22 protein-coding genes are annotated in these 23536 nt (G+C 63.7%); 16 read left to right on the top strand and 6 right to left on the bottom strand.

Annotated features, from left to right (window positions below; all coding sequences use genetic code 11):
* The first annotated feature begins 4 nt into the window (after nt 1-4).
* Nucleotides 5-1159: an ABC transporter ATP-binding protein gene (locus ODR01_RS22360; RefSeq protein ID WP_316979935.1), complete on the top strand. Its 1155-nt coding sequence runs from the start codon at nt 5-7 to the stop codon at nt 1157-1159.
* Between the two features lie 147 nt (nt 1160-1306).
* Nucleotides 1307-2164, top strand: coding sequence for a MurR/RpiR family transcriptional regulator (locus ODR01_RS22355; RefSeq protein ID WP_316979934.1), 858 nt, complete (start codon nt 1307-1309; stop codon nt 2162-2164).
* Between the two features lie 168 nt (nt 2165-2332).
* Here ODR01_RS22355 and ODR01_RS22350 read toward each other — a convergent pair whose 3' ends face one another.
* Nucleotides 2333-2986, bottom strand: coding sequence for a flavin reductase family protein (locus ODR01_RS22350; protein WP_316979933.1), 654 nt, complete (start codon nt 2984-2986; stop codon nt 2333-2335).
* Between the two features lie 140 nt (nt 2987-3126).
* Here ODR01_RS22350 and ODR01_RS22345 point away from each other — a divergent pair, with 140 nt between their 5' ends.
* Nucleotides 3127-3888, top strand: a complete 762-nt coding sequence (locus ODR01_RS22345; protein ID WP_316979932.1) for an aspartate/glutamate racemase family protein — start codon at nt 3127-3129, stop codon at nt 3886-3888.
* Between the two features lie 38 nt (nt 3889-3926).
* Here the strand turns inward: ODR01_RS22345 and puuE are convergent, their stop codons facing one another.
* Genes puuE through ODR01_RS22330 form a run of 3 tightly spaced genes read right to left on the bottom strand, consistent with a single transcriptional unit; the run spans nt 3927 to nt 6485 of the window.
* On the bottom strand, nt 3927-4844 hold the full coding sequence (gene puuE / locus ODR01_RS22340) for an allantoinase PuuE (protein WP_316979931.1): 918 nt from the start codon (nt 4842-4844) through the stop codon (nt 3927-3929).
* A gap of 46 nt (nt 4845-4890) precedes the next feature.
* Nucleotides 4891-5643, bottom strand: a complete 753-nt coding sequence (locus ODR01_RS22335) for a GntR family transcriptional regulator (RefSeq protein WP_316979930.1) — start codon at nt 5641-5643, stop codon at nt 4891-4893.
* Nucleotides 5644-5681: 38 nt separating this feature from the next.
* Nucleotides 5682-6485, bottom strand: a complete 804-nt coding sequence (locus ODR01_RS22330; RefSeq protein ID WP_316979929.1) for an MBL fold metallo-hydrolase — start codon at nt 6483-6485, stop codon at nt 5682-5684.
* A gap of 235 nt (nt 6486-6720) precedes the next feature.
* Between ODR01_RS22330 and ODR01_RS22325 the strand changes: the two genes are divergently transcribed.
* The 6 genes from ODR01_RS22325 to ODR01_RS22300 all read left to right on the top strand — a co-directional run bounded on the left by ODR01_RS22325 (nt 6721) and on the right by ODR01_RS22300 (nt 12669).
* Nucleotides 6721-7416, top strand: coding sequence for a cyclase family protein (locus ODR01_RS22325; protein WP_316979928.1), 696 nt, complete (start codon nt 6721-6723; stop codon nt 7414-7416).
* Between the two features lie 152 nt (nt 7417-7568).
* Nucleotides 7569-8597 carry a TRAP transporter substrate-binding protein gene (locus ODR01_RS22320; RefSeq protein ID WP_316979927.1) on the top strand — a complete coding sequence of 343 codons (1029 nt, stop codon included), beginning with the start codon at nt 7569-7571 and terminating at the stop codon, nt 8595-8597.
* An 86-nt stretch (nt 8598-8683) separates the two neighbouring features.
* Nucleotides 8684-9271, top strand: a complete 588-nt coding sequence (locus ODR01_RS22315; protein ID WP_316979926.1) for a TRAP transporter small permease subunit — start codon at nt 8684-8686, stop codon at nt 9269-9271.
* Entirely contained in the window at nt 9268-10575 is a 1308-nt protein-coding gene (locus ODR01_RS22310; RefSeq protein WP_316979925.1) for a TRAP transporter large permease, read from the top strand. Before ODR01_RS22315 ends, ODR01_RS22310 begins: the two co-directional genes overlap by 4 nt.
* A gap of 19 nt (nt 10576-10594) precedes the next feature.
* On the top strand, nt 10595-12037 hold the full coding sequence (locus ODR01_RS22305) for an amidase (RefSeq protein ID WP_316979924.1): 1443 nt from the start codon (nt 10595-10597) through the stop codon (nt 12035-12037).
* Nucleotides 12038-12198: 161 nt separating this feature from the next.
* Nucleotides 12199-12669: a RidA family protein gene (locus ODR01_RS22300; protein ID WP_316979923.1), complete on the top strand. Its 471-nt coding sequence runs from the start codon at nt 12199-12201 to the stop codon at nt 12667-12669.
* Nucleotides 12670-13101: 432 nt separating this feature from the next.
* Here ODR01_RS22300 and ODR01_RS22295 read toward each other — a convergent pair whose 3' ends face one another.
* Nucleotides 13102-13869: an IclR family transcriptional regulator domain-containing protein gene (locus tag ODR01_RS22295; protein WP_316979922.1), complete on the bottom strand. Its 768-nt coding sequence runs from the start codon at nt 13867-13869 to the stop codon at nt 13102-13104.
* Between the two features lie 121 nt (nt 13870-13990).
* Between ODR01_RS22295 and ODR01_RS22290 the strand changes: the two genes are divergently transcribed.
* The 5 genes from ODR01_RS22290 (at nt 13991) to ODR01_RS22270 (ending at nt 19840) form a co-directional block, all read left to right on the top strand.
* Complete coding sequence (locus ODR01_RS22290; protein WP_316979921.1) at nt 13991-15178, top strand: M24 family metallopeptidase; 1188 nt, start codon at nt 13991-13993, stop codon at nt 15176-15178.
* A 41-nt stretch (nt 15179-15219) separates the two neighbouring features.
* Complete coding sequence (locus ODR01_RS22285) at nt 15220-16173, top strand: TAXI family TRAP transporter solute-binding subunit (protein ID WP_316979920.1); 954 nt, start codon at nt 15220-15222, stop codon at nt 16171-16173.
* A 61-nt stretch (nt 16174-16234) separates the two neighbouring features.
* The gene (locus ODR01_RS22280) at nt 16235-17389 is read left to right on the top strand and encodes a threonine synthase (protein ID WP_316979919.1); all 1155 of its coding nucleotides are present in this window, start codon (nt 16235-16237) and stop codon (nt 17387-17389) included.
* Nucleotides 17390-17402: 13 nt separating this feature from the next.
* Nucleotides 17403-19295, top strand: coding sequence for a TRAP transporter permease (locus tag ODR01_RS22275; protein ID WP_316979918.1), 1893 nt, complete (start codon nt 17403-17405; stop codon nt 19293-19295).
* Nucleotides 19296-19372: 77 nt separating this feature from the next.
* Nucleotides 19373-19840 carry a RidA family protein gene (locus ODR01_RS22270; RefSeq protein WP_316979917.1) on the top strand — a complete coding sequence of 156 codons (468 nt, stop codon included), beginning with the start codon at nt 19373-19375 and terminating at the stop codon, nt 19838-19840.
* A 199-nt stretch (nt 19841-20039) separates the two neighbouring features.
* On the opposite strand, the gene ODR01_RS22265 is transcribed toward ODR01_RS22270, so the two are convergent.
* A complete protein-coding gene (locus tag ODR01_RS22265) occupies nt 20040-20843 on the bottom strand; it encodes a FadR/GntR family transcriptional regulator (protein WP_316979916.1) in 804 nt (267 codons plus the stop codon).
* 287 nt (nt 20844-21130) lie between these two features.
* Here ODR01_RS22265 and ODR01_RS22260 point away from each other — a divergent pair, with 287 nt between their 5' ends.
* Complete coding sequence (locus ODR01_RS22260; protein ID WP_316979915.1) at nt 21131-22336, top strand: mandelate racemase/muconate lactonizing enzyme family protein; 1206 nt, start codon at nt 21131-21133, stop codon at nt 22334-22336.
* 111 nt (nt 22337-22447) lie between these two features.
* Entirely contained in the window at nt 22448-23476 is a 1029-nt protein-coding gene (locus ODR01_RS22255; protein WP_316979914.1) for a TAXI family TRAP transporter solute-binding subunit, read from the top strand.
* Nucleotides 23477-23536: the final 60 nt, after the last annotated feature.

Here is a 23536-nt window from a genome sequence, read left to right as displayed (position 1 = left end):
GCCCATGCCGAAACTCACTTTCAACAACGTCTGCAAGTCGTTCGGCGACAACCGGGTGATCGATTCGTTCAATGCAACGATCTACGATGGCGAGTTCGTAGTGCTGCTGGGGCCATCCGGCTGCGGCAAGTCGACTCTCCTGCGGATGATTGCCGGGCTCACTCCGATCACCGCGGGCGAACTGCGCTTCGACGGTGAGGTGGTGCATTCGTGGGAACCCCGGCGGCGTGGGGTCGCCTTCGTCTTCCAGACCTACGCGCTTTACCCGCACATGACGGTTCGCGCCAACATCGCCTTTCCGCTCGTGATGGACGCCTTCAAGAAGTGGTACCACCTGCCGATCGTCAATTCGATCGCGCGCCGGCACCTCATGAAAAGCCCGGACATCGCCGGGCGCACGGAAAACATCGCCCACCAGCTTGAGCTTGAGAAGTTCATGGAGCGCCGCCCGGCCAGCCTTTCCGGTGGCCAGCGCCAACGAGTCGCCCTGGCCCGCGCCCTGGTGCGTGATCCGTCGCTCTATCTCCTGGACGAACCGCTTTCCAACCTCGACGCCAAGCTGCGCAGCCAGATGCGAGCCGAGATTTCAGCGCTGCATCGCAAGGTCGGAAAGACGTTCATTTACGTGACGCACGACCAAGTCGAGGCGTTGACCATGGCGACCCGCATCATCGTGATGAACAACGGCGTCGTGCAGCAGATTGACGCGCCTCAGGCCATCTATGACGAACCGGCCAACACCTTCGTCGCCCGCTTCGTCGGGGCGCCGCCGATGAACCTGGTGCCCGTTTCCCATCAGGCAGGCCGAGTCACGGTCGCCAGCGGCCTGGCCTGGGATCATGACGGCGGCGTGCCCGACGCCCCGCGCCTGCTGTTCGGCATCAGGCCTGAAAAACTGCAATTCCGCGCCGCGGGGGGCGGGCCGATTTCGGCCCAGGTGGCGATGGTCGAGAGGCTGGGGGCGGAAACTATCGTGGGTTGCCGGCTGATCTCTGGCAACGGTACCTGCACATCCCGGCTGCTGGAACACGACTTGGTGTTGGCGACGATTCCCGGCAGCCCGAAGATCGACATCGACGATCGGTGCTCGCTCGACTATCGGGCCGCCGACGTCGTGTGGTTCGACGAGTCGACCGGGGCGCGCATCCCGACCCGCTGACCAGCCTTCCCCCGGCATGGTCCCGCGGTCGACGGGAGAGCGCGCCCCGGGCGGCGACCGCCTAAGGGCGGGGCGGCTCCGGCCGGTCGGCTCTGGACACGGGGGGGCGCTTCGGCTTAGCTGCCCTCTGCAACGACGGGAGCGGCCATGAAGCCTATCGAGACGCGCATCTACGACCACTACGACAACCTCTCGCGCAGCGAGCGGCGGCTGGCCGACGTGGTGCTGGAACATCAGCGGGATCTGCCAAGCTACACGGCGACCGAGCTGGCCAGTCACGCCGGGGTGTCCAAGGCTACGGCGGCCCGGCTGTTCAAAAGCCTGGGTTATAGCACCTTCGACGAGGCCAAGCGCGAGGTGCGCAATGCCCGCTATTGGGGCTCGCCGCTTGCCGTGGTCGAGGGGCAAAACGGTGAGGATGTGCCCGGCGCCTCGCTCCAGGGGGTTGTGCAGGCCGACGTCGCCAACCTCAAGATGACCATGGATTCCCTGTCGGCGGCAGATTTGGAGAAGGCGGTGCGCATGATGAACGAGGCGGCGCGCATTCGCATCGTTGGCCTCAGGAATAGCTTCGGCTTGGCCCATCTGGCACGCCACTATCTGGGCTTCGCACGAGCCGACGTCCAGGCGATGCCGGTCGGCGGTGCCAGCTGGGGCGAGGAGGTCGCTTCTCTATCCTCCGGCGACCTGATGTTCGCCATCGGCTTTCGCCGGCGCCCCAAGATTCTGGCACGTCTTCTGCAGACGGCGCAGGCGATGGGCGTCGGCACGGTTCTGCTCACCGACATGAGCGCAACGATGAGCGCCAAGTACGCCGACGTGGTGCTGCGCTGCCACAGCAAGTGCCCAGCGCCCTTCTCGTCGTTCACGGCGGCCATCACCGTCATCAACTACCTGGCCTGGGCGCTGATCGAAGCGCAGGGGCCGAACGGCATCGACCGCCTGCGGCAGATCGACGACCTTATCACCTCGCTCGACGACGTTTCGCAGCCGGCGAAGCGGTAGGGATCCAATACTTGGCTTGGCCGATGTGAAGCTGGAGTTTCAGCCGAGAAAGGGCAGCAATGCGTAGCGCGGAACACGCAAAGCGGCCGCTTTCTTCATAGGAGCGTCCGCAGCGGCTGACCTAGACCAGCCGGCGTAGCTATGCAACCGACTCAAACGCGGAACCACCTAAACAAGGACCTCCGACTCCTTGCTCCGCGCGCGGAAGTTTTCAAGCGGTTGCTTCTTGAGCTCGAAGAGGTTGTCGGCGACGAGGTAGCAGTCGGCATGCAATCGGGCCAGCGGATGGTAAGTTTCCGGCAACACGTGAAGCGAGGACGGGTCAATGCAGTCGTCGCGCACCCACATGTTGAGGACCTGCCCGACGAAGATGGAGCGTCCGGGATATTCTATGGATTGGGTCAGCCGGCATTCCAGGGCCGCCGGCGCCTCGACAATCCGCATGGGGCGCACTTTCCGGCTGGGCACGGCAGTCAGCCCGGTGGCGGTGATCTCGTTGACGCCGGTTGGAAAGTCGATGGCGCAGTCAACCATTTGCCGGGCCATGGCTCCATCGACCAGGTGCACCACAAATTCCCCGGTCGCCCGAATGTTGGCCGTCGTGTCCTTCGGCGTTCCGTCCGGTTTGGCCTGGATGCCGAGGATGAGGATCGGCGGTTCGTCGCCAAAAACATTGAAGAAGCTGAACGGCGCCGCATTGCCGACGCCTTCGGTGGAAGCCGTCGTGACCAGCGCGATGGGACGCGGCGCGACGAAGCCGCACAGCAACTTGTAGCGCTTCTCCTTGGACAGGGACTCGAAGTCATACTCCAATGCGCTCACGCCGGGCCTCCGATTTTGTTTGCCAGTCCCCTTATTATTGTGGACAATTAATTCAGTTTTTGTCAACAATATAACCATGCCGAGCTGACGTGGCGGCGAACGACGGGCACGCGGTGCCCCGATATGGCGGGAGCGCGGGAATGAAGATCTTGGTCGTCAACGGCAATACCTCTGACGAGGTGACGGCGGTGCTGCGCGCTGAAGCCGAGGCCAGCGCGTCGAACGGGACCGAGATCGTCGTCGTGAAGGGCCGGTTCGGCGCCCACGTCATTGGCTCCAGGAGCGAGAATGCCATTGCCCAGCACGCCGTTCTCGATGCAGTGGCGCGGCAGGGTGCGGGAATGGATGCCATCCTCATCGCGGTTTCGCTGGACACGGCCCTGGACGCGGTGCGTGAGGCGGCGGAGGTGCCGGTGGTGGGGATGACCGAGGCCAGCCTGCTGACCGCCTGCATGCTCGGCGACCGCCTGGGGCTGGTCTCCTTCGATCGCCGTTTGGCGCCTGTCTATGAGGCCTTGGTGGTTTCGTATGGACTGCGGGACCGTCTGGCCGGCATTGAAATCGTCGAGATGGCGCCGGCCGTCGCGGCCGTCGCTCGCGACGCGTGCGAGACTTCTCTCCTACGGGCGGCCCAAGTGCTGGTCGAAAGAGACCGCGTGGAAGTGGTCGTCGCCGTCGGCGCCGTGGCCGCCGGCATGGGCCGCAGCCTAAAGGACGCGTTGCCGGTTCCGATCGTCGACGGCGTTGCCTGCGGCATCCTTCAGGCCGAGCTGCTGGTCCGGCTCGGCGCACGCAAACCGACGGTCGGCAGCTATGCGCTGCCACTTGTCCGCAACCCCGTAGACCTGGGTGACGCTCTCAGCGGGTTCCTGTGCCGCAAGCGGCCGGCGGACATCAGCTAGGGCATTTTCCGCGGAGAACGCGATCCGGCGAAGGACGGTCAGCCGGCCGTGGTCGCTTCGGGTGCGTGGTGGGTGAACCAGTGGCGGGCGATTTCGTCCCGCCGGCAGATCCACACCCCCTCGTGCGCCAGGGCATGATCGAGAAACCGCTCGAGAGCGGCGGCCCGGCCCGGTCGCCCGGCCAGCCGGCAATGGAGCCCGACCGACATCATCTTGGGTGACGTCGCCCCCTCCCGATAGAGGAAGTCGAAGCTGTCCCGCAGGTGTTCGAAGAACTGCTGGCCGGTGTTGAAGCCGGGGGCGGACGCGAAACGCATATCGTTGGTATCGAAGGCGTAGGGGATGACCAGCCAAGGCTTGCCGCCTACGCGCACCCAGTAGGGCAGGTCGTCGTTGTAGGCGTCGGAATCATAGATGAACTGCCCGTGGGCCGCGACCAGACTGCGGGTCCGTTCGCTGATGCGCCCGGTATACCAGCCGACCGGCGTTGACCCGGCGGCCTGCTCGATGGCTTTCACGGCGCGCCCGATGTGGTCGCGTTCCTCGGCTTCGGGAATGCGGCGGTAATCGACCCAACGCCAACCGTGACAGCAGATTTCGTGGCCGGTCGCCACCGCGTAACGGCCGACGTCGGGTGTCCGATCGATCGCCATGCCGATCGCGAAAACTGTCGTCTTTATCCCGCGTTCGTTAAATAGGCGCATCAAGCGCCAATACCCGGCCCGGCTGCCGTACTCATAGAAGGATTCGGTGACCAGGTCGCGCTCTCCCTGGCGGGGGGCGATTCCCACATTGTCGGAATTCAGGGTCTCGGAATGGGCATCGCCGTGGAGGATGCAGTTCTCGGCACCTTCCTCGTAGTTGACCACGAACTGCAAGGCGATCCGCGCCTCTCCCGGCCACCGGGGATGGGGGGGCGTCTGGCCATAGCCGATCATGTCGCGGGGGTATGTCACGAGCGATCCTCTTGAGGATGGAATGCCAGGGCAGGCGCCCCGCCTCTCATTTGTCGGCCTTGAAAACGTCGACAAGGTCCCGGGTCTCGGCGGGATCTTCGATCATGTTGAGCTGGTCCTCCATGTGATCGAAGTGCCGCGTCATGATCTCTGCCGCCTCTTCGGGATTGTGGGCCTTGATGGCGTTCACCAGGCCGAGATGTTCGCCGAAGAAACAGTCGCCGCGGCCGGGGCGATCATAAAGGGCGATCGCCAGGGACATCCGTGAGACAACGTTGCGCAACAACTCGGAAAGAACCGCATTGCCCGCCAGGTCGGCGATCATGAAGTGGAACGAGCGCGACAGCATGATGGCCGTCTTGCGTTGGCCCGAGGTCCACGCGTCCTGTTCGCGGGCGACACAGGTCTCCAAGTCACGGATCTGTTCGGCCGTGGCCGTCCGCGCCAGCCGAGCGACGGTGGCCATCTCGATCACCCGCCGCGCCCCGAGGATTTCGTGCGCTTCCTCGATCGACGGCTCGGCCACGAATGCCCCTCGATGGGGGTAGGTGACGACGATCTTCTCGTGGGCCAGCCTGTTGAGAGCCTCGCGCACCCGCGCGCGCGTGGTTTGTAGGGCGTCGGCCAGCTTGTCCTCGCCTAGCTTGGTGCCGGGCAGCAGCCGATGATCGACGATGGCATGAAAAATGCGTTCGTAGATCGCATCCGAACTGTTCGAGGAGTCTTCCTCGGACGAGTTGGCAACGCGCCCATCCGCAACTGCGGATCGCCTCATCTTCATGATGCTTTGCCGCGCCATTTCACCTCCAGAACGACGTCATCCCAGACTCGAGCCGGTCAGCCGACCGTCGAGAAGCCGGGCTCTGCATACAACACTTCGGTAGCCGGTAGGAGTCGTTTGACGGCACTGACGAAGGCCTCTGGGGTGGCGGAGTCGACGTTGATTTTCTCGAAAAGCTTTTCATGCGGGTGATAGAGCATCACCGTCGATGGCCGGAACACGGCCGCTCCCTCCGATACGAACTTCTCGAAAGCGCAGTTCGCCCCGGCGACGAGGACGTCTGTTTCAAACCGCGCCGCAACGTTCCTTGCTTGGTCGAGATCCAGATTCTGCGTGAAACCCTCACTGTAGTTGGTGACCGTCTGATATCCGGGCATCCTGACGTGGAACCCCAGACAGGGCGAGAAGGAGGGCACCTTGGTGAGCGCCGTCCACGCCCATTTGATGCCGTGCAACACGCCACCGCCGAACACGCCCTGGGCATAGCTGACGTCGCGATGCCGCCATTCGAACGCCGTGATCTCGAGGCCGGCAACGGCTTTGGTTTCGAACGGCCGGATCGGGACAAGTTTGTCGCGAGGCACCTTGTAATGATTGTGCAGATGGTCGCACACCTCCTGCGAAGACACCACGGGCGCGCCCGTGCGCCCGGTGACCGCCGGGGTGTCCAGGTAATGGTCCTGGTGGCCGTGCGACACGCAGATGACCTTCGCATTGGAAAAATCTTCCAGGGTCGAGAAATCGGCACCGCAGTAGGGCCGGAAGAACGGATCGAAGACCAAGTCTCCGTGCTCGGCCTCAAGGATCACAGACGACCACCCCAGATACCGGATCTTCGGCATGGGTTTCGTCGTTTTCATAGCTTCATCCCCTTGCGATCTCATCACGCGCACCTTCCAAGCCGTCTTCTCCGGGCAGTCGGGCCAACCTGTTGCGTCGACATATTTCCGAAGTTCGGTCTTGTGATCGTATACAAGTTATGTTCTTATTGTCCACGAAAAAGACGACCAGAGAGCAGTTTTTGTAAGCAGTGTATGGAATGCGGCAGCCCCAAAGCCGGTTTCAGGGCTGCGACGGTTAAGAGGAGTGAGCCCCATGACCCGCATTGTCGATCTGACCCTCGCCATCGAGGACAACATGGTCAGCCACAAGAACCTGGTGAAGCCGGTTCTGATTCCGCACACGACCCACGAGTCTTCGAAGAAGTACGGGCAGGGCACGCCGGAAGATCCTCAAACCTATTCGACCACGTTTCTGAGCATGCTCGACCATACGGGCACGCATGTGGATGCGTTCCTGCACGTCAAGCCGGATGGCCTGCCGGTCGACGAGATGCCGATCGAGATGTTCATGGGCAAGGCGGTGTGCTTCGACCTGCGGCACATTCCGGACCTCGGCACGATCGATGTGGCGGAAATGGAAGCTGCCGAGAAGCAGTCCGGCGTCAAGGTGGACGGCCACATCGTCCTTTTGTGCACCGGCCTTCACAAGCGCCATTGGCCGCGCGAATCCATCGCCTACAACAATGCGGCGGTCACCTGGGAGGCCACCAAATGGCTGGCTGACCACGGATCGAAGCTGCACGGGGTCGAGGGACCCTCGACCGATCGGCCGACGGAAAAGACGTTCGCGAACCATCGCGCCTGCCGCGACCTGGGGATCACCCACTACGAGTGGCTGGTCAACCTTGAGGAACTGATCGGCGTCGGCGAGTTCCATTTCGAGGGCGTCCCCCTGAAGTTGAAGGGGGCCTCGGGATCGCCCGTGCGGGCACTGGCCTTCCTGGACTGAAACGACTGAAGGCGCAACGGCTCGATGGAGCCTGCCCGCCATACCCGCCGACCGGTGGGCAAGAACAACAATGCAAGGCGGATTTTCGCCGAATGAGAACGACAAAACAGGTGTGGAAACAGGAGATCATGATGGCAAGACTTCGTACCCGAATGACGATCGCAGCCGGCCTCGCGGGCTGCGTCGCTTTTCCCGCGGCGGCGGAAACCGTTGCACTCAACGTCATCGGCATCGTGTCCACGCACGAGCACCACATTGCCCTCGAAAAGGAGTTCTACCAGAGCCTTTCGCAGAAGAGCGGGGCCGACTTCAAGGTCAACTTCAACCCGCTCGATGTGGTCAGCGTGAACATGCAGGATACGCTGCGGATGGCCAAGAACGGGTCCTTTGACATCGTTTTGTCGACGATCGGTCCGGTCGCCAGGGACGATCCGTTCCTAGAAGGGATCGACCTGATCGGTGTGGCGCCGACGCTGGAGGACATCAAGACGGTGGTCGAGGCGTATCGGAAGCCGTTCACAGACCGGGTCGCCGCCAAGTTCAACGCCCGGGTCATGACGCTCTGGCCCTTCGGCCCCCAGGTCTTCTACTGCAAGGCGGGCGTCAAGGGACTGGATGATTTCAAGAACCTCAAGGTCCGCGTCTACACCCGGACCATGGCGGCCCTTATGCAATCGCTGGGTGCCACGCCGGTGACCCTGCAGTTTGCCGAGGTATATCCCGCGTTGCAGCGGGGCGTGGCGGACTGCGGCGTCACCTCGCCGACCTCGGGCAACACGGGCAACTGGCCGGAGGTCGCCAAGACCTTCTTCCCCCTCGGCATCAACTGGTCCGTCAACGCCCACTTCATGAACCTCGATAAGTGGAACAAGCTGACGCCGGCGCAGCAGAAGGGCCTGGATGCCGCGTTCAAGGATCTTGAGAACCGCTACTGGGCGATGACCAAGGAACTGACCGAGGACGGCACCGCCTGCAACACCGGCCAAGCCAGCTGCAAGACCTACAAGAAGTTTGACATGACCGCCGTCGAGGTTTCCGACAAGGATCGCGCGACCCTGAAAAAGGCGGTCGAAGAAGTGATCCTGCCAACCTGGAAGCAGGCCTGCAATGCCGGCTATGCCGAGTGCTCCGAGATATGGAACAAGTCCGTCGGTAAGGCAACGGGCTACACTATTCGCTAGGGTGTAAAACAACGGGGAAGAGGCGCCGCGATGGTGCCGGCGTCTCTTCCTTCCAAATCAGCGACATGTTCAGGGAGGCGGTCGTCATGCGTGCGATAGAGACCACCGCGCGATTCTTTGCCATTCTGTGCGGCTGGGGCTGTTTCATTCTTTCGGCCCTGATCGGCGTCGATGTCGTCGCCCGCAAATTCTTCGGGTTTTCATTGCAGGGCACCGACGAACTGGGCGGCTATGTCGTGGCCATCACCGCCGCGTTCGGTTTCTCGCTGGCGCTCATTCAGCGCAGCCACACGCGTATCGACGTATTCCTGGTCCATGTGCCGCCCATGGGCCTCGCTCTTCTCAACGTGCTGGCCATGGCCTGCACGGCGGTCTTTGCCGGGTTCATGGCCTGGCGGACCTGGGCCACGCTCGACGAAAGTCTCGAATTCGGCAGTCTCGCCAGCACGCCCTGGCAGACCCCCCTGTGGATTCCGCAGTCGATCTGGGTGGCCGGACTGGTGATGTTCGCGGTGATCGCTACCGCCTTCGCGGTGCACGCCGCCGTCCTGTTGTTTGCCGATCCGGACCGGCTGAATCACCGGTACGGTCCCCCGTCGTTGAAAGAGGAAATCTCGGCCGAACTGGAAACCGGGGTTCTGGCACCCGGTGAGACGAAGGAGACGCCACGATGATCGACGTGACCGGCGCCGTCATCGGCTTCTTCATCATGCTCGGCATGATGTTCGTGGGATTGCACGTGGCGACCGCGATGTTCCTGAGCGCCGCTCTTGGCGCCTTGATCTACTTGGGCCCCGCGCAGATCCTGGTCTTCGGAACCACCTTGTGGGCGGTGATGAACGACTTCATCCTCACCGCCATTCCGTTGTTCATCCTGCTGGGCGAACTCCTCATGCGCAGCGGCGTGACCCATCGGATGTACGACGGCCTGTCCGACTGGCTGAGCTATCTTCCCGGCGGCCTTCTTCACTCCAATGTCGGAGCCAGCGCCTTGTTTGCCTCGGTATCCGGTTCGTCGGTCGCCACGGCGGCGACCATCGGAACCGTCGCCCTGCCGGAGCTCGAAAAGAGGCAGTACAATGAACGCATCGCGCTTGGCAGCATCGCGGCCGGCGCGACCCTCGGCATCCTGATTCCGCCCAGCGTCAACATGATCATCTACGGGGCGCTGACCAAAACCTCCATCGGCAAACTGTTCATTGCCGGAATCATTCCAGGCCTGACCCTTACGGTACTGTTCATGACGACCATTCTGGTCATGTGCGTCATCTGGCCGTCTCTGGCCGGGCGTGACTCGAAGGAGGATCAGAAGCCGCTGCGAGACAAGCTGGCCCGCCTGCGTTTCCTCGTGCCGCCGCTGATGATCTTCGTCGCCGTCATGGGCAGCATCTATTTCGGCTGGGCAACCCCCAGCGAGGCCGCGGCACTTGGTGTCCTGCTGTCGGCGGCGCTCGCGGCGGCCTACGGCAATCTGAAGATCAAGGTTCTTCACGAAGCCTTCGTTTCGACGGTGCGGACCTCGGCTCTCATTCTTTTCATCATCATCGCCGCCTTCTTCCTGAACTTCATCGTCGGCATCCTCGGCATCCCGCAGGCATTGACCCGATTCGTCGCCGAGGTGGGCGCCACTCCCACAACGACCGTCTGGCTTCTCGTCATCTTCTACCTGGTGCTGGGCTGCTTCCTGGAAACCCTCTCCATGATGGTCGGCACCATCCCGGTGGTTTTCCCGCTGATCATTCACCTGGGCATCGATCCGGTATGGTTCGGCATCTTCCTGGTGCTGATGATGGAACTGGCATTGGTAACGCCGCCGGTGGGGATGAACCTCTATGTCGTGCACGGCGTCCGCGGGCACGGCCGGGTGACCGATGTCTTCTATGGCATCACCCCCTTCCTGCTGACGATGTTCCTGATGGTGGCGGTGATCATATGGTTTCCGGGGCTGGTGATGTGGCTGCCGAACCTGATGTTCTGAGCGGCGGCGAGGTGGTGCGATGAAAGCGGATGCCCTTGGAACGAGCCGTGCGCCTTGGCAATGGACAGCCGTCGAGGCAGCCACGGCGGTCCGCGAAAAGCGGATCCGCTCGGCGGAGCTCGTCGCTGAGTGCCTGGCGCGGGTCGAAGCCCTCGACGGGTCCCTGAAGGCCTTTGCAACCGTCAACCGGGATGCTGAAAGCGACGCCGCCGCCGCCGACCGCTCGGTGGCGGCCGGGCGCCGGCTGGGGCCGCTGCACGGGGTGCCGATTGCCATCAAGGACCTGGCGGCAACCAAGGGGTTGCGAACCACCTTTGGCTGCGCGCGCTTCGCCGACCACGTGCCCCCGGTTGACGATTTGTGCGTGGCGCGCTTGAGAAGGGCCGGCGCCATCATCATCGGCAAGACGACCACGCCCGAATTCGGCTTCGGGGCGGTATGCGCGAACCGGATGAACGGGCCGACCTGCAACCCGTTCGACCCGACGCGCACCTCCGGAGGTTCGAGCGGCGGCTCGGCGGTCGCCGTTGCCACAGGAATGGTGGCCCTCGCCCATGGCACCGACTTCGGCGGTTCCGTCCGCACGCCGGCCAGCTTCTGCGGCATTGTCGGATTGCGCCCGACGCCGGGGCGCATTCCCGAACCCGCCTATCCGCCGGCCTGGAACCGGCTGAGCACGCACGGCGTGCTGGGCCGCACCGTCGAGGACGTCGCCTTGATGTTCGAAGTGATGGCCGGGCCGGATGCCGGCGATGCCATGACCATGGGCGTCCCGGCCTGGAAAAGGCCGGGCTACGAGAGGGAGGCGGGTCGCGTCGAGAGGGTGGCCTACACCGACGATTTCGGCGGCTCCGTTCCGGTTGACGCGGAGGTGGGCGCCATCGTCCGGCAGGCGGCTCAGGCCATCGGCGGACATGGCTGGACGGTTGCCGAACTCAGCCCCGACGTGAAAGGCGTGCGCGAAGCCTTCCAGACGCTGCGCGCCGCGGTTCTCGACCGCCAGTACGGCTCCCTGCTGGAAGAGGGAACCAACGACCTGACCGAATCCTTCGTCTGGAACGTGGCCAGGGGAAAGGGAATGTCGGCGCGCGACTACCTGGCGGCGGAGGAGACGCGCGGCCGGATCGTGCGCGAATTCAGCGCGCTTTTCCGCCGGTACGACATTCTGGCGTTGCCGGCGGCCGGGGTGCTTCCGTTCGCCAACGAAGATGGCGGGGTTGACGCCGTCAACGGCCGACCGCTCGCCAATATCATCGACTACCTGGCCGTGACCTTCGCGATTTCGCTGGTGGGATTTCCCGCGCTCTCCATCCCGTGCGGCCATTCATCGACGGGCCTGCCCATCGGCCTGCAGCTCGTGGCTCCGCCCTTTAAGGAAACCCGCCTGCTGCACTTCGCGAAAAGGCTCCAGGACAATTTGGGATTTCGGCACCATTGGCCGCCGACGGCCAGCCGCATCTGACTTTAGGTTCTCCCTGTACCCATGGACATTTCCCCCATGGAAACTTACCCCCTGTGCCACGAAGGCGCAGGGGCTTTTTCTTGACCGGGCAGGGAGAAAGTAGAAGGCATCGGGTGTCGCCTGATCACTTCCACCGACACCCACAGCTTCGAGGAACCATCATGACCAGCATCGCCGAAGACCGCCTCGCCAAAATGGGACTGTCGCTCCCGAAACCGTGGACGCCGCGCGGCAATTTCCTTCCCTATCGCCGCGATGGCGCCACGATCTTCCTGTCGGGCCAGATCTGCGAATGGGATGGGTCCGTGGTGCTTGAAGGCCCAGTGGGCGGCGCCACCGGGGCCGATGCGGCCCATGACGTGGCCCGCATCTGCGCGCTCAACCTCTTGTACGCGCTCAAGCTTGCTTGCGAGGGCGACCTGGACCGCGTCGAGGAGGTCATCCGTCTTGGCGGCTTCGTCAATTGCGTCTCCGGCTTTTCCGGCTCGCCCGCCGTCATCAACGGCGCGACGGATGTGTTCATCGCCGCCTTCGGAGAGGCGGGCCGGCACTGCCGCACGGCGGTGGGCGTTGCCGGTTTGCCGGGCAACGCGGCCGTCGAAGTCGATGCCATAGTCCGCATTCGCTTGTAGAAAAGCGGAATAGCCTTGGAACTGGCTGGGGACCTAAGGTCCGACATATCCTAGCGCAGACCGACCGAGCAGTTGGGCAAACTTCGGCCTTCCACCCGGACGCGTCGATTTGACCAACGAGGGGCGACATCTGCTGTCAGGGTGCTTTTCTGCAGCACCTGAATGTCCACGATGGTGAAGGTTTCCGGATGCCGGCCAACACAGGCCGCGCGGCTTGAGATGGGGCCGGCATCCGGAAACCTTCACCATCTTCGCCATTCGCGACGGCTGTAACCAGTCCCAAAAGCAGACGTCTCTGAGCAAGAGACATTCTTCTCAGAAGTGCCTAAGGCGGACAAACTCGACCGTTCGCTCACACCTAGAACAGCCGCCTCTCACTCTTCCTCACACTTCTGATGAAAGCGAGTCGCACTAGGCAGTTCATTCCGGCGATCATCGTCGATGAATAACAGATTCAATTCGATGAGCAGTTTCCTGCAATTCATCCAAGACGGCGGGCATCTTCAGATCCTCGTCGCGGCCGGAAAGGCTGATGGCGGCCATCACCCGCCCCAGGCGGTCGCGCACCGGTAGCGCGATGGCGCAGCTGCCCTCGGCCAGTTCGTGGTCGACCCGGCACCAGCCGCTCCGCCGGGTTTCGAGAATCCGTTCCTCCAGAACCGTCGGGTCCGTCACCGTGAGTGGCGTCATCTTGGGCAAAGGGGCGTGGCTCAGCCAGTCCCGCAGGGCGTCGATGGCCTTGTCGCTGAGGAGCACCCGGCCGCTTGCGGTGCAATGCGCCGGAATGCGGGACCCCACCTGGAGCGGGATGCTGACGATCCGATGGCTCGCCGTGTGCCGGGCGATATAGACGATGTCGTGCCCCTCGAGAACAGACATGGTGCAGCTCAGGCGCACCTTCTCGACTAGGTCGACGATGAGCGGGTCGGCGATCTTCCACAGTTCCATCGACGACAGGAAGGCGTAGCCGAGATCGAGCACCTTCGGCAGAAGCCGCAGCCGTCGACCAGACCGTTCAACGTAGCCAAGGGCCTCAATCGTCAGGATCACCCGTCGGACCAGCCAGCGGTTCATGCCCAGCCGCTCGGCCAGCTCGGGAATCGACGTGGTGTCGGATTTTCCCATGGCCACGATGACGGCCAGCCCGTGGGCCAGGGACTGTAGGTATTGCTTGCTCTTCGCGGGATCAGTGCTGTCCATGCGCCACCATTGACACCTTCGAAAAAGAATCCGTATAATTACACTATTCGCTCAGACGTGCGGATAGTGTAATATTTATCAGGCAAAGTCAAGAGAAAAAAACGCGACGAAAGGGCCGGGAATGCTGATCAACAAGGAACGGGCCGGGCGGATCATGGCGGAAAACGGGCTGGACGCTCTCGTCGCCACCACGCCCGAGAACGTCGCCTATCTGACGGGGTTCTGGATTCTGACGCATCTGCGTCACCGCGTGCGCCAGGTCTTTGCCGTCGTCACGGCCGATGACCTGCAAGCCGACCTGGTGATTTCCCGCGGCCTGGCGGATGCGGCCATCGCCGCGGACACCTGGGTCAAGACCTACCGGCTCTACGGCAACTTCTATTTCTCGACGGCCAGCCTCGATAATGGCGATGCCGAGGCCAAACGCCTGATGGCGCTGCTCGATTCCTCGCCGTCCTATCCCGCCGCCGTCGATGCGCTGGCCGGCTGCCTGGCCGAGCGCGGGGTCGCGCGCGGCCGTATCGGCGTCGACCAGGGAAGCGACACCATTGGGTTGGGCCGGATCCTGGAAGGCAGGCTGCCGGGCCTGTCAACGGCGCCGGCCTACGACCTCTTCCGGCAGATTCGGATCGTCAAGACCGCCGGGGAGATCGACCGCATCCGTAATGCCGTTTCCGTCAACGAATCGGCGCTCACCGAGGCCATCGCCGCCATTGACGAAGGGGTGGGCGAAAACGCCGTTGCCGCCACCTTTTTCAACGAGGTTGCCCGGCGGGGCGGCCTGCCGACCCTGGTCTGCGTCGGATCGGGGCCGCGCGGCGCGCTTCCCAACGTCACCGCCGGGGACCGGATCATCCACCGGGGCGACGCCGTGCGCTTCGACGTCGGCTGCATCGCCTCGGCTTACCACGCCGACATGGCGCGGACGGCCGTCCTCGGCAAGCCGAGTTCGAAGATTCAAATATACCACGATGCCCTCGTCGCTGGCGAGCAGGGCATCCTTTCCACGATCAGGCCCGGCGTGGTCGCCGGCGATCTCTTCCACCTGGGAGTCGACATCGTCCGCGCCAACGGGATCCCCCACTACGAACGGAACCACTGTGGGCATGGCAACGGCATCGAGGGATACGATCTTCCCCACATCGCGCCGGCCGATCGCACGGTTCTGGAGCCGGGCATGGTGCTGTGCGTCGAGACGCCCTACTACGAGCCGGGGTTCGCCGGCCTGCAGATCGAGGACGTGGTGGCGGTCACGGAAACCGGATGCGAACGCATTTCGAGCATCGAACAGAAACTGTTCATTGTCTGACAATCGGTCAATGCTGGCCAATGACAAGGGAGATATCGAAGATGACGGGACATAGTCGAGCTAAGGTCTTGTGCGTCGCTCTGGCCGGGGTGGCCATGGCCCTTGCCGGGCCGGCCCAGGCCAAACCCAAACAGGTGACCATCTTCACCAGTCTTGCCGGCAGCACCTGGTATGGCATCGGTGCCGGCATGGCGAAGATCTTCGGCGAGGGCGGCGTCCAGTCCAACGCCGAGCTGGGGGCGGCCCTATCCAACATCGTCAACGTGGTCGAGGGCAAGGGCGAGATCGGCCTGACGATGACGGCCGCCGTTTCCATGGCCGAGGCTGGCGATCCGCCGTTCAAGGGCAAGATAGACAAGGTGGCCGGCCTGATCGGCCTGTCGCCCAGCTATCTGCAGATCGCGGTCGCCAAGGACGACAACATCATGGGCGTGGGCGATCTCAAGGGTAAGCGTTTCGTCACCCAGCCCAAGGGGGCGATCACGGCCGAAGTCTTCAGCCGCACACTCAAGGCGTACGGCCTGTCTGAGTCCGACCTCGATCTGTCGCGGGGCAGCCTCGATGTGCAGATCGACCAGATGAAGGACCGCCACGCCAAGGGCATGGTCTCGATGGCGAGCTTCCCGGCCTCGTTCTTCTCGGAACTGGCCAACGCCGTGCCGCTGCGCATGCTGCCGATCTCCGATGCCGCCTTCGCCAAGATCGCGGCGGACATGCCGGGCCTCGCCCAGGCCACCATTCCGGCCAATACGTATAGCGGACAGGGCGTCCCGGTCCCCACGGTCATCTCCAAGATGGTCGGCGTGATCAGCGCCGACATGTTGGACGACGATGCCTACTGGCTGGCCAAGGCGCTGGTCGACAACCTCCAGGCGGTGCGCGAGCTTCACTCCTCCTACAAGGATCTGACTCCGGCGGACTTCGCGTCGATCCCCGGCGTACGTCTTCACCCGGGCGCGGCGCGTTATTACCGCGAGAAGGGTGTTCTGAAGTAACCTCCCCTAACGGCCGTCCAGCGAAAGAATTCCTGGACGGCCTTTTTCTCGGAGAGAGTTCATGCCGACGATCAACCGGAACCTCACCGGCTTCTCATGCATGCGGACGGGGACAACCTATCCAGTCGGCGACTACCTGACCGGCAGCCCCGAATCGATCCGGCAGGGACGGCCGGCCAACCTGCGGGCGATCTACGGCTCTCTTCCCGCCCTGTCACGGCCGTCCCCAGAACGGGGATTGCAGCGCTATCGCGACCGTCTGCCCTATGTCGCCTTCCCCAGCCTGGGAGAGGGCGGGACGCCGCTGGTTCCGGCGCCCCGGCTGGCGACCCGGCTGGGAATCGGCAGCCTGTGGGTCAAGATGGAATCCCAGAACCCGACGGGTTCCCACAAGGACCGGCTCAGCTCCCTAGTCGTCGCCCGCGCCCTCGACCTGGGCCGGCCCTGCGTGGCCGCGGCATCCAGCGGCAACGGTGGGGCGTCGCTGGCGGCCTATGCCGCGGCGGCGGGACTCCGTTGCGCGGTCGTTACCACCGATAGCATTCCGGCCTGTTGGAAAAAGGCCCTGACGGCCTACAACGCCGAGATCGTGCTGACCAAGACGTCCCGGCAACGATGGGAGATCATGGCGGAAAAGGTCGAGGCCGGGGAATGGTATCCAGCGACCAATTTCACGTCGCCGGTGGTCGGCAGCAACCTGTTCGGCCTGCAGGGATACAAGACCATCGCCTACGAAATGGCCGAGGATCTGAGGGGCGGGGCGCCCGACGCCGTGGTCATTCCGGTTTCCCGAGGCGACCTACTGTGGGGAGTCTACGAAGGTTTTCGCGAACTGGTCGTCGAGGGCGTCATGGCCAGGATGCCCAGGCTGTTCGCGGTCGAGCCGTTCCCGCGGCTGACGCGGGTCCTAGCCGGTGACGACGACACCGGCATTTTCGAGGGCAGCACCCGCCTGATTTCGATCGGCGGCGACACCGTTGCCTATCAGCTTGTCGAAGGGGTCCGGGCGAGTGGCGGCGGCGCCGTGGTGGTTGCCGACGACGCGGCGGCGGATGACATCGGGCGGCTGGGATGCCATGGCTTCTACGCGGAGGCGTCGTCCGCCGTGGTGTTTTCGGCCGTCGCTTCGTTGCGGGCCGCCGGGACGCTTGGCGCCGACGACGCGGTCGCGGTCGTCCTGACGTCCCACGGGTTCAAGGATGGTCTGCGGAATTGAGGGATTTCACCTGATGAAGACGCACGTCGTCGAACGGGCGGGCCTTGCGGTGAGGGGGGCTGTCTCCATCGTCGCCGTATCGATGTCGCTCTATCACCTGTATGTCGGCTTTTTCGGGCAGCCGATCACCGAATTCCACCGCCCGCTCCACCTGCTGTTCGCCTTAGTGGTCCTGTTCTGGGTGGATTTTGATTTCCGCAAACCGCGAAGCGGCCGGCGCCTGGCCTCGAATGCCGTGTTCACCCTTGCCGCCGTCGTGTCCTGCGGTTACCTGATGATCGAGGCGACGGCGGTTTCCGAACGTATGGTCTACGTGGACCCACTGACGCCCGGGGTCATGGCTCTCAGCGTGGCCCTTATCGTGGTGATCCTGGAGGCGACGCGACGGTCGCTGGGCTGGCCGCTCGTCATCCTGACGGTTCTCTTTCTGCTCTATGCCATCTTCGGCAAATACCTGCCCTATCCGTTCTGGCACCGCGGCTATTCGATCCAGCGCATTCTCGAACAGATGTACCTGACCCTCGACGGGATCTGGGGCACGCCGGTCGGGGTTTCCGCCAGCTTCATCTTCCTGTTCGTCTTATTCGGCGCCTTCCTGTCGGAATCGGGAACCGGGGCCTTCTTCAGCGACTTCGCCAACGGGCTGGCCGGGCGGACCATCGGCGGGCCGGCCAAGACGGCGGTGGTGTCCAGCGCCATGATGAGCATGCTGTCGGGCAGTTCGACGGCCAACGTCGTCACCACGGGCTCTTTCACCATCCCCGCCATGAAGAAGAGCGGATATCCGGCCCATTTCGCCGCCGGCGTCGAGGCGGTGGCCTCGACGGGCGGCCTGATCACGCCGCCGGTCATGGGCGCCGCTGCCTTCATCATGGCTGAGTTCCTGGGGATACCCTATGCCGCGGTGATGAAGGCCGCCGCCCTTCCAGCCTTTCTCTACTACCTTGCCGTCTATTTCGTGGTCGATTTCGAGGCCCGGCGCCTCCGGCTGATGCCGGACAAGGACGCCGAGTTCCCCTCGGTGTTCGCCACGCTCCGGCGCAACGGCTACCTGCTGCTGCCGGTCTTCATCCTGATCTACGCCCTCATCGACGGCTACACGCCGGCCATCTCGGCGGTATGGGCGACACTGGCCCTTCTTGCCTGCATCGCCGTCTTCGACCGGTCGAACCGGGCCCGCCTCCACCGGATCGCCTGGCAGGGCTGCGTCGATGGGCCGAAGCTGATCGGCCCCATCGTCGTCGCCTGCGCGGTCGGCGGCATGATCGCCGGCATCCTTCTGCTGACCGGCCTGGGCTATCGGCTGAGCCTGATCATCCTGGCGGTGTCGGGCGGCTCGCTCTTCATCACGCTTTTCCTGACCGTGCTGGTCGCTGTCATCCTCGGCATGGGCATGCCGACCTCGGCCATCTACATCGTCCTGGCGGTGATCCTGGGTCCGGCCATCGAGAAGCTGGGCGTCCCAGCGCTGGCCGCTCATCTGCTGATCTTCTACGGCGCGACCATGTCCAACATCACGCCGCCCCTGGCCATGGCCTCGTTCGCCGCGGCCGCCATCGCCGACACCAGCCCGTGGAAGACGAGCTGGAGCGCCATCCGCATCGGCGCCGTGGTCTTTCTCGTGCCCTTCTTTTTCACCTACGGCCCAGCCCTGATAGGCATCGGCTCGCTCGGCCAGGTCATCCACGTATTCCTCACGGCCTGCTGCGGCGTCGTGCTGCTGGCTGCCGCGGCCGTCGGCTGGTTCATCCAGCCCCTGTCCTGGATCATGCGCCTGGTGGCGTTCTCGGCGGCAGTACTGCTGATGGACCCGACGGCGGTGACCGACGTCGCCGGCGCGGCCCTGGGCGCGGCGGTGGTGGTCATCGTCGTCCTGCGCCATCGCGCCGGGCAACGCCAGACGTAGCCCGGCTCCTGACGCCCCCGACGTCCCCTCTTCGCGGGCCGCCCGCCGGCCCCCAGCAAAAGGAAGGAAGACCCGCCATGTCCGGGATGATCGATGCCCGCCTGAAACAGTTGGAAATCAGCCTACCGGAAGCCGCCGTGCCGGTGGCCAACTATCTTCCCTGGGTGGTTGCCGGCAACCTCGTCTTCGTGGCCGGACAGCTCCCGCTGGTCAACGGTGCCCCCCGCTACGTCGGCAGGGTCGGCCGGGACTTCACAGTCGAGGACGGAGCCGCCGCGGCAAGGCTCTGCGGCATCAACCTGCTTGCCCAGCTGCGGGCCGCTTGCAACGGCAGCCTCGATACCGTCCGCCGGGTGGTCAAGCTGGGCGGCTTCGTCAATTGCGCCGACGATTTCACTCGCATCCCGCAGGTCGTCAACGGCGCCTCGGATCTCATGGTCGAACTGTTTGGCGAGCACGGGCGTCATGCCCGCTTCGCCGTCGGCGCCCCGTCACTTCCTCTAGGCGCCGCGGTTGAGATCGATGGGATTTTCGAAGTCGCCTGACGTCAACCGCCTCGCGCTCGTAGAGCCGGCGGTGCAGCGCCGCCTCGATGTCGGATTTCGATGCGTTTGGCGGGATCTGACCAACGAACTCGCCCAGCGACCTGACCAGAATCTTGTGCTGGGGGGCCTCCTCGGCGGCCAAGTCGGCCGGCCGGCAGGGTGATGTCGCCGTCATTGCGACGTGACGGGAAATGCCAGGTCAGTTCCCCTTTCGGGGGCTGGCGCGCCGGCTCGGATGGCGAGACCGCCCTTTCAGGCCGGGCTCCGATACCGCAGTGTCGCCCGATGCCGCCGACTCCTCCTGCGCGCCGTGATAGAGCCGCGCCCGGTTGACCATGGCGCGGATGGCCTTGGCGGCGTCGTCGGCGTTTCCCGCCACCAGCGCATCGACGACGTCACGGTGCAGCACCCAACTGGTGTCGAGATCGCCGGCCTTTTTCATCGTCCGAGTAATCGAATGGGAAATCTGGCTTCTCATCGGCGTCTGGATGGCGAGAAGAAGCTTCTCCAGGATCTTGTTGCCGGAATAGCTGGCCAGCAGGCGGTGGAAGGCTAGGTCCTCGACGAGATATGCCTTCGGGTTCTTGCGCTTGCGCTGGAGCCTTTTCAACGCCTCGGTGATGGCGCCGAAATCCTTGGCCTTCGAGTCGCGGGCGATTTTCCGCACGATGTGGGTTTCCAGAAGCTCCCGAACCTCCAGGAAGTCGTTCATCTCGGCGTCATCACTGGCGACGCCCAGCCACCCGTCGAAGGACGGTTCGGCGTCGCCGATGCCGCAAACGATAGTGCCGCGCCCAGGGGTCACGCTGATGACGCCGGTCGCGGCAAGAACGCTGATCGCCTCGCGGACCGAGGTTAGGCTGGCCCCGAACTGCTGGGCGAGTTCTCGTTGCCCCGGCAGTTTCTCGCCGCGCTTGATGCCGCCGGAGAGGATGGTTTGGTGGAGCGAATCGACGATATGCTTGCCGATCGACGATCGCTTATTCACGGGCGGGAACATCATGCCAAGGCCTCCTGCGGTCTTCGTTCCATTCCTCATAGGGATCACACGGGCAAGTTGCCCTATGGGCGGCCCGCCAAATTGTTAGGATGACCTGAACAAGATCATATAGCCGTTGCCATCCGATCGGTCCATACGCTTGTCTTTCCCTTCCGGCGCCGCCTCTTGACCGGCGAGCAGCTGATATGTTAGTAGCACAGCCGCTAGACAAGTTGTTATGATGTTCAGAACAACTTGTCTATAACGGTAAGCGTGGCGAACCGTGCGAGGGGTGGAAAGGGAGGCCTTCGGTGAGGATCACCGCCATCGAAACGCTGCTACTGGGCGGCTTTCCCAACATGTGCTGGGTGCGCGTCGAAACCGATGCGGGAATCACGGGGTGGGGCGAGACGAAGAACGGCGCCGGTGCCGTCAGCGCCCATATCCACGACGGGCTGGCGCCGACGCTGCTGGGCGATGACCCGATGGCCATCGACCGGTTGTCGCGGTTCATGCTCTATCCCTATTGCGGCTACAAGTCGACCGGAGCGGAAATTCGCGCGGCCTCGGCGGTTGATCTGGCGCTGTGGGATATCCGGGGCAAGGCCCTGAACGTCCCGGTCTACGAGCTGCTAGGCGGCAAGACGCGGGAGCGGGTCCGTACCTACAACACCTGCGCCGGCCACGGCTATGTCAGCAAGGGTGCCTACTCGCCGGTCAAGAGCTGGAGCGAAGGTGCGCCCGTCGACGGGCGCGACTTCGAGGACCTTGACGCCTTTCTCCATCGCGCTGACGAGTTGGCGGAAAGCCTTCTCGCGATGGGCTTCTCGGGAATGAAGATCTGGCCGTTCGACCAGTTCGCCGGGGAGAGCGGAGGCGCCTACATCTCGGCCGCCGACCTTAAGAAGGCGTTGCAGCCGTTCGAGAAAATCCGCAAGAGGGTCGGCGACAAGATCGACATTCACGTCGAGATGCATTCCATGTGGCGGCTGCCGGCCGCCATCACCATCGCCAAGGCCCTCGAACCCTACAATCCGATCTGGATTGAGGACCCCATCAGCATGGCCAACCTCGATGCCGTCGCCGAGTTCAAGCGGCACACCGACATTTGGGTCGCCGCCAGCGAGACATTGAGCACGCGTTGGGGCTTTCGCGACGCACTTGAAAAGAACGCCACCAGCCTCGCCATCTTCGACATCATCTGGTCAGGCGGCCTGACCGAGGGCAAGAAAATCGCCACGCTGGCCGAGACCTATGAAATTCCAGTGGCGCCCCACAATTGCGGCGGCCCGCTGACCATGGCGGCCTCCGTGCACATGAGCCTCAATGCGACGAACACCCTGGTTCAGGAGATGGTCCGGGCATTCTATTTCGGTTGGCACCAGGAGGTGGCCGAAAACCTGCCGCGGTTCGAAAACGGCTATCTTTACGCCCCCGATGGCCCCGGCCTCGGTACTCGGCTCAAGGCAGACATTCTCGATCGTCCAGACGCGGTGAGGCGGCGGACTGCGCTCTGAGGGGGATCACACGAAGGAACGCGAAGAGGGGAGGCCGGACGTCAGGAGACACCCGGTGCCCGATCAACGGCAATCGGCCAAGCGGGCCAAAAACCGAGAAGGGAGAGACATATGGTGAAATCTTCGATCCAGAGAATGATGTTCGTCGCGGCTCTGGGTGCCGTGGGGACGATGGCCGCGGTTTCCGGAGCAGCGGCGGCTGACGACTGGAAGGCCGTGAAGGGCGACGTCCGTTGGGCGTCGGCCAGCATGGGATCGACGACTCAGGTTCTGCTGAGCGGCGTCGAGGCCGTCCTGAAGGGCGTTCTGCCGAACGTCAGGATGTCGGTCCTGACTACGTCGGGATCGGTGGAGAACCCGCGGCTGCTCGAGGCCGGGGAGACGGAGCTCGCCGGTGTCAATTCCGACAGCGCCTGGCAGGCCTCCACGGGGATGAAGCCCTACGGCAAACCCATCGAAATGCAGATGGTGCTGACCGCCTACGGCAACACGGTGATCTTCCTCACCCGGCCGGACAGCGGCATCAAGAAGATGGAAGACCTTGCCGGTCACCCGGTTTCGGTCGGTCCGTCCGGCAGCGGCGGCTACAAGCTCGCTTATTCCGTGCTCGCCCACGGCTACGATCTTTGGGGCAAGATCAAACCCTACTACATCGCTTACAACGACCAGATTTCGGCGCTGCGCGACGGCACCATCGATGCCATGATGGCCCATTTGAACGACGGCATGCCGACGTCGTACCTCGCCGAAGCCGATGCCACCGGAAAGGTGTATGTTTTGGGCCAGGACCAGGCTGCTATCGAGCGCATTCAGAAGGTCGAAGGGTTCCAGACAGCCTACAAGCTGACCCCAAAGAACTTGAAGAATCTCGACCGCGAAATCCTGGCCATGACCAACCACCACGTCGAATATGCGCGCGCGGACATCCCCGAGGATCTCGTCTACGCCCTGGTGCGGGCCTTCTACGAGAACTCCAAGGAACTCGGCAATTATCATCCGCTGGCCAAGAACATTGATGTGAAGCACGCCCTCGACGGCGCCTTCAAGGGCATTGCCGTCCATCCGGGCGCAGCCCGCTATTACAAGGAAGCCGGCGTCTGGCGCGATGATTTGACCGTCGGGCAGGCGAAGAAAAAGTAAGGCGCTTTTGGGAGCCGGCTGGCAGCCAGCGCGGGCCCCGGCCGGCCCCAGTTTCATGGT

Source organism: Shumkonia mesophila (assembly GCF_026163695.1).
Taxonomy (GTDB): Bacteria; Pseudomonadota; Alphaproteobacteria; order Rhodospirillales; family Shumkoniaceae; genus Shumkonia; species Shumkonia mesophila.
Note: the sequence above shows the minus strand (reverse complement) of the source record. Positions and strands in the feature narration are given on the sequence as shown.